The sequence below is a fragment of the Citrobacter sp. MGH 55 genome (genome assembly GCF_016906145.1).
Lineage (GTDB): Bacteria > Pseudomonadota > Gammaproteobacteria > Enterobacterales > Enterobacteriaceae > Citrobacter_A > Citrobacter_A amalonaticus.
The window spans coordinates 3,221,800-3,230,834 of the sequence record NZ_CP070239.1; the positions used below are offsets into that span (position 1 = coordinate 3,221,800).

11 protein-coding genes are annotated in these 9,035 nt (G+C 57.4%); all 11 read left to right on the plus strand.

Annotated elements, in window-relative coordinates:
* Entirely contained in the window at window positions 1-795 is a 795-nt protein-coding gene (locus JTI98_RS13010; protein ID WP_043000251.1) for a sirohydrochlorin cobaltochelatase, read from the plus strand.
* Window positions 792-1,505, plus strand: a complete 714-nt coding sequence (locus tag JTI98_RS13015) for a cobalt-factor II C(20)-methyltransferase (RefSeq protein ID WP_216081345.1) — start codon at window positions 792-794, stop codon at window positions 1,503-1,505. The genes JTI98_RS13010 and JTI98_RS13015 overlap by 4 nt, the downstream gene beginning before the upstream one ends.
* Window positions 1,502-2,239 (plus strand): cobalt ECF transporter S component CbiM, encoded by a 738-nt coding sequence (gene cbiM / locus JTI98_RS13020; RefSeq protein WP_044257575.1) that lies wholly within the window; start codon window positions 1,502-1,504, stop codon window positions 2,237-2,239. The genes JTI98_RS13015 and cbiM overlap by 4 nt, the downstream gene beginning before the upstream one ends.
* A 1-nt stretch (window position 2,240) precedes the next feature.
* Window positions 2,241-2,522, plus strand: a complete 282-nt coding sequence (locus JTI98_RS13025) for an energy-coupling factor ABC transporter substrate-binding protein (RefSeq protein ID WP_043000254.1) — start codon at window positions 2,241-2,243, stop codon at window positions 2,520-2,522.
* Entirely contained in the window at window positions 2,509-3,186 is a 678-nt protein-coding gene (locus tag JTI98_RS13030) for an energy-coupling factor ABC transporter transmembrane protein (RefSeq protein WP_044326740.1), read from the plus strand. The genes JTI98_RS13025 and JTI98_RS13030 overlap by 14 nt, the downstream gene beginning before the upstream one ends.
* A gap of 8 nt (window positions 3,187-3,194) precedes the next feature.
* The gene (locus tag JTI98_RS13035; RefSeq protein WP_043000256.1) at window positions 3,195-4,010 is read left to right on the plus strand and encodes an energy-coupling factor ABC transporter ATP-binding protein; all 816 of its coding nucleotides are present in this window, start codon (window positions 3,195-3,197) and stop codon (window positions 4,008-4,010) included.
* The gene (locus JTI98_RS13040) at window positions 4,007-5,527 is read left to right on the plus strand and encodes a cobyric acid synthase (protein WP_216081346.1); all 1,521 of its coding nucleotides are present in this window, start codon (window positions 4,007-4,009) and stop codon (window positions 5,525-5,527) included. Before JTI98_RS13035 ends, JTI98_RS13040 begins: the two co-directional genes overlap by 4 nt.
* Window positions 5,524-6,069: a bifunctional adenosylcobinamide kinase/adenosylcobinamide-phosphate guanylyltransferase gene (gene cobU, locus JTI98_RS13045; protein ID WP_216081347.1), complete on the plus strand. Its 546-nt coding sequence runs from the start codon at window positions 5,524-5,526 to the stop codon at window positions 6,067-6,069. Before JTI98_RS13040 ends, cobU begins: the two co-directional genes overlap by 4 nt.
* Window positions 6,066-6,809, plus strand: coding sequence for an adenosylcobinamide-GDP ribazoletransferase (cobS, locus tag JTI98_RS13050; RefSeq protein WP_044257577.1), 744 nt, complete (start codon window positions 6,066-6,068; stop codon window positions 6,807-6,809). The genes cobU and cobS overlap by 4 nt, the downstream gene beginning before the upstream one ends.
* Window positions 6,810-6,834: 25 nt before the next feature.
* A complete protein-coding gene (gene cobT / locus JTI98_RS13055; RefSeq protein WP_216081348.1) occupies window positions 6,835-7,899 on the plus strand; it encodes a nicotinate-nucleotide--dimethylbenzimidazole phosphoribosyltransferase in 1,065 nt (354 codons plus the stop codon).
* Between the two features lie 119 nt (window positions 7,900-8,018).
* Window positions 8,019-8,951 (plus strand): L,D-transpeptidase, encoded by a 933-nt coding sequence (ldtA, locus tag JTI98_RS13060; protein WP_130097213.1) that lies wholly within the window; start codon window positions 8,019-8,021, stop codon window positions 8,949-8,951.
* Window positions 8,952-9,035: the final 84 nt, after the last annotated feature.

Below are 9,035 nucleotides of genomic sequence, written 5' to 3' on the forward strand. Positions count from 1 at the left end.
ATGAAAAAAGCGCTTCTGGTGGTTAGCTTTGGCACCAGCTATCACGATACCTGCGAGAAGAACATTGTGGCCTGCGAGCGCGATCTGGCCGCCAGCTGTCCTGACCGCACCCTGTTCCGTGCCTTTACCTCTGGAATGATTATTCGCAAGCTCAAACAGCGTGATGGTATTGAGATAGATACCCCGCTGCAGGCGCTGCAAAAGCTTGCTGATCAGGGATATCAGGATGTGGCGATTCAGTCGCTGCACATCATTAACGGCGACGAATATGAAAAAATTGTCCGTGAAGTGCAGACTCTGCGTCCGCTGTTTGCCCGCCTGACGCTGGGCGTGCCGCTGTTGAGCAGCCATGACGATTACGCGCAGTTAATGCTCGCCCTGAAACAGCAGATGCCTGTCCCCGCCGCCAATGAGAAAGTGGTATTCATGGGCCACGGCGCCAGCCATCACGCGTTTGCCGCTTATGCCTGCCTCGACCACATGATGATGGCGCAGGGCTTCCCGGCGCGCGTCGGCGCGGTGGAGAGCTATCCGGAAGTCGATATTCTGATTGAGAGCCTGAGCAAAGAGGGGGTCAAAGCCGTCCATCTGATGCCGCTGATGCTGGTGGCAGGGGATCACGCCATCAATGATATGGCTTCGGACGACGATGATTCGTGGAAAACGCTGTTTACGGCGGCGGGGATCACGGCAACGCCGTGGCTGAGCGGTCTTGGCGAAAATCCGGCGGTGCGGGCGATGTTCGTCGCGCATTTGCAACAAGCGCTGAGCGTGGCGATGGAGGAAGCGGCATGAGCGGCAAACTGTACGCCCTGAGCACTGGCCCGGGAGCAGCCGATCTGATTACCGTTCGCGCCTCACGTATTCTGGGCTCACTGGATATTCTCTATGCCCCGGCGGGACGTAAGGGTGGCGACAGCCTCGCGCTTTCCATCGTGCGGGAGTACATCGGCACGAACACAGAAATTCGTTGCTGCCATTTCCCCATGAGCGCAGACAGCGCGGAAAAAGAGGCGGTCTGGGATGAAGTGGCCGCGGCGTTGGTTAAGGAAGTGGAGGCAGGCAAACAGGTGGGATTTATCACCCTGGGTGACGCCATGTTGTTCAGCACCTGGGTCTTTTTACTACAGCGCATCGGGTGTCCTGACTGGCTGGAGATCGTGCCTGGTGTGACGTCGTTTGCCGCCATTGCCGCCCGAACCAAAACGCCGCTGGCGATGGAACAGCAGTCGCTGGCGGTGATCTCCTGTACCGCACCGGAAGCGGAGATCGCCCAGGCGCTACGTCAACACGACAGTCTGGTACTGATGAAGGTTTATGGTCGCTTTGCGCGGATTAAAGCGCTGCTGGATCAGGCCGGATTACTGGATTGTGCACTGATGATGTCCGAGGCCACGCTCCCTGGAGAGCAGTGCTGGCGGCATCTCAACGAGGTCAGCGACGATCAGCCGTTGCCTTATTTCTCGACCATCCTGGTCAACAAACAGTGGGAGTATGCAGAATGAAACTCGAACAACAGCTGAAACAGCTGTCATTCAGTGGTCTGGCTGCGGCGCTATTGCTGATGATTGTGCCGGAGCAGGCGTTCGCCATGCACATCATGGAGGGATTTTTACCGCCGATGTGGGCGCTGGCCTGGTGGTTGCTGTTTTTACCGTGCCTGTGGTACGGACTGGTGCGCCTGCGACATATCGTGATGGATGACAGCCATCAGAAAGTGCTACTGGCGCTGTGCGGGGCGTTTATTTTTGTGCTGTCGGCACTGAAGATCCCGTCGGTTACCGGTAGCTGCTCACATCCGACAGGCGTCGGGCTGGCGGTGATCCTGTTTGGTCCGGGCGTGGTGGCGGTTCTCGGCGCTATCGTACTGCTGTTCCAGGCGCTGCTGCTGGCGCACGGTGGCTTGACCACCCTGGGCGCTAACGGCATGTCGATGGCGGTAATTGGCCCGGTTGTCGGCTATATGGTGTGGAAGATGGCCTGTCGCGCCGGGATCCGTCGTGATGTTGGCGTCTTCCTCTGCGCCATGCTGGCGGATCTGGTGACTTACTTTGTGACATCTGTACAGCTTGGCGTGGCCTTCCCGGATCCCGAAGCGGGTGCGCCAGGGTCTGTCGTCAAGTTTATGGGGATTTTCTGCCTGACGCAGATCCCGATTGCTATCGCCGAAGGCTTGCTGACCGTGATGATCTACGACCAGCTGACGAAACGGCAACTGATAACCGCGCAAGGACATTAACATGAAAAAGACGCTGATATTGTTGGCCATGGTGATTGCTTTGGTCGTGTTGCCGTTCTTTATCAATCACGGTGGTGAATACGGTGGCTCGGACGGTGAAGCGGAAAGCCAGATTCAGGTGGTTGCTCCGCATTATGAGCCGTGGTTCCAGCCGCTGTATGAACCGGCGAGCGGGGAAATTGAAAGCCTGTTGTTTACGTTGCAAGGCTCGCTCGGCGCGGCGGTGATTTTCTATATTCTGGGCTACACCAAAGGCAGACAACGCCGTGATGACCGGGCTTGATCGACTGAGCTATCAGAGCCGCTGGTTTCACGTCGCACCAGAGCGTAAGTTCCTGTTCTGGCTGCTGCTGATGACTCTGGCGTTTACCCTGCCCGCCTGGGGGCAGGGTATCGAGCTGGCGCTGATTGCCGGGCTGACCTGCTGGCTGCTGCGCATCTCCCTGCGCCGTTGGTGTCGCTGGATGGCGCTGCCGTTTGGTTTTCTGGTGGTGGGGGTGGTGACGATTCTGTTCAGCGTCAGCCGCGACCCACAAACGCTGTTGGTCAGTTTTCCGCTTGGCAGTTACTGGCTGGGGGTCACGGCGTCTGGGCTGCACACCGCGAACGAGACGTTCTGGCGGAGTCTGGCCGCGCTGGCCGCCACGTTCTGGCTGGTGCTTAACCTGCCGTTTCCGCAGCTGATTATACTGCTCAAACGGGCGCGGATACCGCGTCTGCTGACGGAGCAGATTCTGCTGACCTGGCGCTTTATTTTTATTCTGTTAGATGAAGCGATGGCGATTCATCGCGCGCAGACGCTGCGTTTTGGCTATCGTAGTCTGCCGATTGGCTATCGCTCGCTGGCGATGCTGGTGGGCGTTTTGTTTACCCGGGTGCTGATTCGCTATCAGCAAATGGCGGCGACGTTAGATATCAAATTGTATCAGGGCGATTTTCACCTATAAGGAAAAGCATGCTTGCCACCACCGAACTCTGGTTTCGTTATCAGGATGCGCAGGTACTTAAAGGGCTGACGCTGGATTTTTCACAGCATGCCGTCACCGGACTGGTGGGAGCCAACGGCTGTGGGAAATCCACCCTATTTATGAATCTGAGCGGATTACTGCGACCGCAACAGGGCGCGGTATTGTGGCAGGGAAAACCGCTGGACTACAGTAAGCGTGGCCTGCTGGCGCTGCGTCAGCAGGTCGCGACGGTGTTTCAGGATCCCGATCAGCAAATTTTCTACACCGATATCGACAGCGATATCGCCTTCAGCCTGCGCAATCTTGGCGTGGAGGAGGGAGAAATTGCCCGACGAGTCGACGAGGCGTTGACGCTGGTAGATGCGCAACATTTTCGCCAGCAGCCGATTCAGTGCTTAAGCCACGGACAAAAGAAGCGGGTGGCCATCGCCGGTGCGCTGGTGCTACGGGCAAAATACCTGTTACTGGATGAACCCACGGCGGGGCTGGATCCTTCAGGACGTAGCCAGATGATCGACATCATCAAACGGATTGTGGCGCAGGGAAATCACGTGGTGATCTCCAGCCATGATATTGATCTGATTTATGAAGTCAGCAATGCCGTCTACGTTTTACGTCATGGCGAAGTGCTGGCGCACGGTGAGCCGGGTGAGGTTTTTGCCCGTACAGAACTGATTGAAGAGGCCGGGTTAACGCAACCCTGGCTGGTGAAACTGCACGCAGAGCTAGGTATGCCGCTGTGCAAAACCGAAGATGAATTTTTCCGTTGTATGCGACAACGCGCAATCAAGGAGGCGTCATGACGCAGGCCATTATGTTGCAGGGAACGGCGTCTGACGTCGGCAAGAGTGTTCTGGTGGCGGGACTGTGCCGCATTTTTTATCAGGATGGTCGGCGGACCGCACCGTTTAAGTCGCAGAATATGGCGCTCAACTCCGGTATCACGCCGGAGGGGAAAGAGATGGGCCGCGCGCAGATTTTCCAGGCCGAAGCGGCGGGCATTGTGCCGGATGTCCGCATGAATCCGGTGCTGTTGAAACCGACCAGCGATCGCAAGGCGCAGGTGGTGCTGATGGGACAGGTGGCGACCAATATGGATGCGGTCAGCTATCACGAATACAAGCCGCGTCTACGCGAGCAGATCCTTTCCGTTTACACCAGTCTGGCGCAGGAGTTTGATGTACTGGTGCTGGAAGGGGCGGGTAGTCCGGCGGAGATCAACCTGCGTGACCGCGACATCGTCAATATGGGGATGGCCGAGATGGCGCAATGCCCGGTGATCCTGGTCGCCGATATCGATCGCGGCGGGGTGTTTGCCTCCATCTACGGTACGCTGGCGCTGCTGCATGAACATGAGCGTGCGCGGGTGAAAGGGGTGATCATCAATAAGTTTCGTGGTGATGTGGCGTTGCTTAATCCCGGTATTGAGCAGATTGAAAGCCTGACCGGCGTTCCCGTGCTGGGCGTGATGCCGTGGCTGGATGTCGATCTCGAAGATGAAGATGGCGTGGCGCTGCAAAAAGGGAAATACCTGCGCACGGAACAACGCGACATCAACATTGCCGTGGTGCAGATCCCGCATATCTCCAATTTCACCGATTTTAACGCGCTGGCCGCGCAGCCCGATGTGCGCGTGCGCTATGTGCGTCATCCGCAAGAACTGGCGGACGTTGACCTGGTGATCCTGCCGGGCAGTAAAAATACGCTCGGCGATTTGGTGTGGCTACGTGAAAGCGGCATGGCCCACGCGGTGTTGCAGGCGCACCAACAAAATATCCCCATTGTCGGGATCTGTGGTGGCTACCAGATGTTGGGCGAGACCATTATCGATGAGGTCGAGTCAGGGCTGGGAACGCTACCGGGTCTGGGGTTGCTCGATACGGTAACGCATTTTGCCCAGCGGAAAACCACAACCCAGGTAACGGCGACGATGTCGTCGACACTGCCGGACTGGTTGTCTGCGGCGTCCGGGTTGCCGGTACGCGGCTATGAAATTCACATGGGCGAAACGACGCTGAACGGCGATTGCCAGTCAGTGATGCAACTGCAGAAGCACGGCGAAAACGTTGCGGATGGCGCCGTCTCCGCCGACGGACGGGCGTTTGGGACTTATCTGCATGGCTTGTTCGACAGTGATGATTTTACGCGAGCGCTGGTCAATGGCCTGCGCGTGCGTAAGGAGCTGGCTCCCCTGGATCCCACCTTCCAATACGCGCAATATAAATCGCAGCAGTTTGATCTGCTGGCGGATGCGATGCGGCAACACATCGATATTGAGAAAATTTATACCATCATGCAGCAACATCGGGAGTCAGTATGATGATTCTGGTCACTGGCGGCGCCCGCAGCGGTAAGAGTCGTCATGCCGAAGCCCTGATCGCTGATTTCCCGCAGGTGCTGTACATCGCGACATCGCAGATTTTTGATGACGAGATGGCAGCGCGCATTCAGCATCATCGTGATGGACGTCCAGCGCACTGGCGTACCGCCGAGCGCTGGCAGCATCTTGATGGGCTGATCACTGCGGATAACGCGCCGGATGAAGCCATTCTACTGGAGTGCATCACCACCATGGTCACTAACCTGCTGTTTGCTTTGGGCGGCGACAGTGACCCCGATAGCTGGGATTACGCCGCGCTGGAAACGGCGATTGAGGCGGAGATCCAGACGCTGATCGCGGCCTGTCAGCGATGTCCGGCCAGGGTGGTGTTAGTGACCAACGAAGTCGGGATGGGGATCGTGCCGGAAAACCGTCTGGCGCGGCACTTTCGGGATATCGCCGGGCGTGTGAATCAGCGTCTGGCGGCAGCGGCGGATGAGGTCTGGCTGGTGGTATCTGGTATTGGAGTCAAAATTAAATGAGTAAGTTGTTCTGGGCAATGCTCTCTTTTATTACGCGTTTGCCCGTTCCGGGTCGCTGGTCGCAGGGACTGGAATTCGATCAGTATTCTCGCGGTATTGTGACTTTCCCGCTCATCGGTCTGCTACTCGGCGCGTTGAGTGGGCTGGTGTTTATGCTCTTTCAGCCCTGGTGCGGCGCACCACTGGCGGCGCTCTTTACCGTGTTAGCGCTGGCGCTGATGACCGGGGGCTTTCACCTCGACGGTCTGGCTGATACCTGCGATGGCGTTTTCTCCGCCCGCAGCCGCGAACGTATGCTGGAGATTATGCGCGACAGCCGACTGGGAACGCACGGCGGTCTGGCGCTCATTTTTGTCTTGCTGGCGAAAGTGCTGGTGATCAGTGAACTGTCGCTACGCGGCACTCCTGTGCTGGCCGCGCTGGCAGCCGCCTGTGCCGTTGGGCGTGGGACAGCCGTGTTGTTGATGTATCGCCACCGCTACGCCCGTGAAGAGGGATTAGGCAACGTGTTTATCGGTCATGTCACCGGGACGCAAACCTGTTTTACCCTTGGTCTGGCCGCGATTCTGGCGGCGGTTCTGTTGCCTGGAATGCAGGGGGTGGCGGCACTGGTCGTGACGATGGTGTCTGTCTTCCTGCTGGGACAACTGTTAAAACGGACGTTGGGTGGGCAAACCGGCGATACGCTGGGTGCGGCAATAGAACTTGGCGAGTTGATATTCCTGCTGGCTCTGCTGTGAGTCAGCCAACACAATGAGAACGCATATGCAAACGTTAACCTCTTTACTCCGCGAAATTCCGCCGCCAGACCGTGGCGCGATGACACGCGCGCAACAGCATATTGATGGCCTGCTTAAACCGCCCGGTAGCCTGGGTCGGCTGGAGGCGCTGGCGGTACAGCTGGCCGGTATGCCAGGTCTACACGGTGTACCGCGTGTCGGTGAAAAAGTGATACTGGTGATGTGCGCCGATCACGGTGTCTGGGATGAAGGGGTTGCCGTTTCGCCTAAAGTGGTGACCGCAATTCAGGCGGCAAATATGACGCGCGGCACGACGGGCGTTTGTGTGCTTGCCGCTCATGCCGGTGCAAAGGTTCATGTGATCGACGTGGGGATTGATGCTGAACTCATCCCCGGCGTAGTGAACATGCGCGTCGCACGTGGGTGTGGAAACATCGCCACTGGCCCTGCGATGAGCCGTACGCAGGCGGAAGAGCTACTGCTGGAAGTCATTCGCTACACACGCGAACAGGCGCAGCGCGGCGTGACGCTGTTTGGCGTTGGCGAGTTGGGGATGGCGAATACCACGCCTGCTGCGGCGATTGTTAGCGTCCTGACAGGCAGTGAGGCTGAAGCGGTGGTGGGAATTGGCGCTAACCTGCCGCTTTCCCGTGTAGGCAATAAAGTGGAGGTGGTTCGCCGGGCGATTGCCGTCAACCAGCCCAATCCGCATGATGGGGTGGATGTGCTGGCGAAAGTCGGTGGATTTGACCTGGTGGGCATGGCGGGAGTTATCCTGGGCGCCGCGTCCTGCGGTTTACCGGTGTTGCTGGATGGCTTCCTGTCCTATTCCGCTGCGCTGGCCGCCTGTCAGATTGCGCCGGAGATCAAACCGTATCTGATCCCATCACATTTCTCCGCCGAAAAGGGCGCACGGATTGCGCTGGAGCACCTGGAGCTCGAACCTTATCTCAACATGGGAATGCGCCTGGGTGAGGGGAGCGGTGCTGCACTGGCGATGCCGATTGTGGAAGCGGCCTGCGCGATGTACAGCAACATGGGAGAACTGGCGGCCAGCAATATCGTGCTGCCGGATGGCAAAGAAGCGTAATAAAGTGACCTTGCCTGGCCGGTAAACCGCGCAGTTTGCTGGTCAGTGTGAGAGAAGAGGTTAATCGCCTTTAAAAACGCTATAATTTGCCCACATCTGCCGCGACTGAGGAAAGGGAAATGTTGCCTCGTGTAAAATTATTTTGTTCATTATTTATGCTGCTTGCAAGCCAGAGCGCGCTGGCTGTCAGCTATCCACTGCCGCCTGAAGGAAGTCGTCTGGTTGGAAATCCGCTGACGATTACCGTTCCCGACAAGAATACGCAACCGCTTGAAGCATTTGCCGCTCAGTATGGGCAGGGGCTGAGTAATATGCTGGAAGCGAATCCCGATGTGGATGTGTTCCTTCCGAAGTCGGGTTCAACGCTGGTTGTGCCGCAGCAAATCATTCTGCCTGCTACCGTTCGTCAGGGCATTGTTGTGAACGTGGCGGAGATGCGTCTTTACTACTATCCAAACGGCAGCAACACGGTTGAGATTTTCCCGATTGGTATTGGCCAGGCAGGACGAGAAACGCCGCGTAACTGGGTGACGAGAGTCGAACGTAAGCAGGAGGCGCCGAGCTGGACGCCGACGGCGAATACCCGCCGTGAATACGCAAGCAGGGGAGAAAGCCTGCCCGCCTTCGTTCCTGCGGGGCCGGATAACCCGATGGGGCTGTACGCCATCTATATCGGCAAGCTGTACGCTATTCATGGCACCAACGCAAATTTCGGCATTGGTCTGCGCGTGAGCCAGGGCTGCATTCGTTTACGCAATGATGATATCGAACATCTTTTCCAGAACGTGCCCGTCGGCACCCGCGTGCAGATTATCGATCAGCCGGTGAAAACCACGACGGAACCTGACGGTAGTCGCTGGATAGAAGTGCATGAACCACTGTCCCGCAACCGCGCGGAATATGAATCTGACAGAAAAGTCCCGCTGCCGATCACACCTGTGATGCGTAGCTTTATGAGCGCTGAGGGTGTGGATACGAACCGTGTCAGCGAAGCGCTCGAACGCCGTTCGGGGATGCCCGTCAACATCAGCCACGGACAAACTCGCATTTAATGACGCCGGGATGGTGTTCTGAAAAGCAAAAAGCCCGCTAAAAAGCGGGCTTTTTAAATTTGGCTCCTCTGACTGGACTCGAAC

What these genes read in the sequence shown, in the direction of transcription:
- cobT (WP_216081348.1), top strand. Translation starts at nt 6,835, where the DNA reads ATGCAAACGTTAACCTCTTTACTCCGCGAAATTCCGCCGCCAGACCGT.
- JTI98_RS13030 (WP_044326740.1), top strand. Translation starts at nt 2,509, where the DNA reads ATGACCGGGCTTGATCGACTGAGCTATCAGAGCCGCTGGTTTCACGTC.
- JTI98_RS13035 (WP_043000256.1), top strand. Translation starts at nt 3,195, where the DNA reads ATGCTTGCCACCACCGAACTCTGGTTTCGTTATCAGGATGCGCAGGTA.
- JTI98_RS13025 (WP_043000254.1), top strand. Translation starts at nt 2,241, where the DNA reads ATGAAAAAGACGCTGATATTGTTGGCCATGGTGATTGCTTTGGTCGTG.
- ldtA (WP_130097213.1), top strand. Translation starts at nt 8,019, where the DNA reads ATGTTGCCTCGTGTAAAATTATTTTGTTCATTATTTATGCTGCTTGCA.
- cobS (WP_044257577.1), top strand. Translation starts at nt 6,066, where the DNA reads ATGAGTAAGTTGTTCTGGGCAATGCTCTCTTTTATTACGCGTTTGCCC.
- JTI98_RS13015 (WP_216081345.1), top strand. Translation starts at nt 792, where the DNA reads ATGAGCGGCAAACTGTACGCCCTGAGCACTGGCCCGGGAGCAGCCGAT.
- JTI98_RS13010 (WP_043000251.1), top strand. Translation starts at nt 1, where the DNA reads ATGAAAAAAGCGCTTCTGGTGGTTAGCTTTGGCACCAGCTATCACGAT.
- cbiM (WP_044257575.1), top strand. Translation starts at nt 1,502, where the DNA reads ATGAAACTCGAACAACAGCTGAAACAGCTGTCATTCAGTGGTCTGGCT.
- JTI98_RS13040 (WP_216081346.1), top strand. Translation starts at nt 4,007, where the DNA reads ATGACGCAGGCCATTATGTTGCAGGGAACGGCGTCTGACGTCGGCAAG.
- cobU (WP_216081347.1), top strand. Translation starts at nt 5,524, where the DNA reads ATGATGATTCTGGTCACTGGCGGCGCCCGCAGCGGTAAGAGTCGTCAT.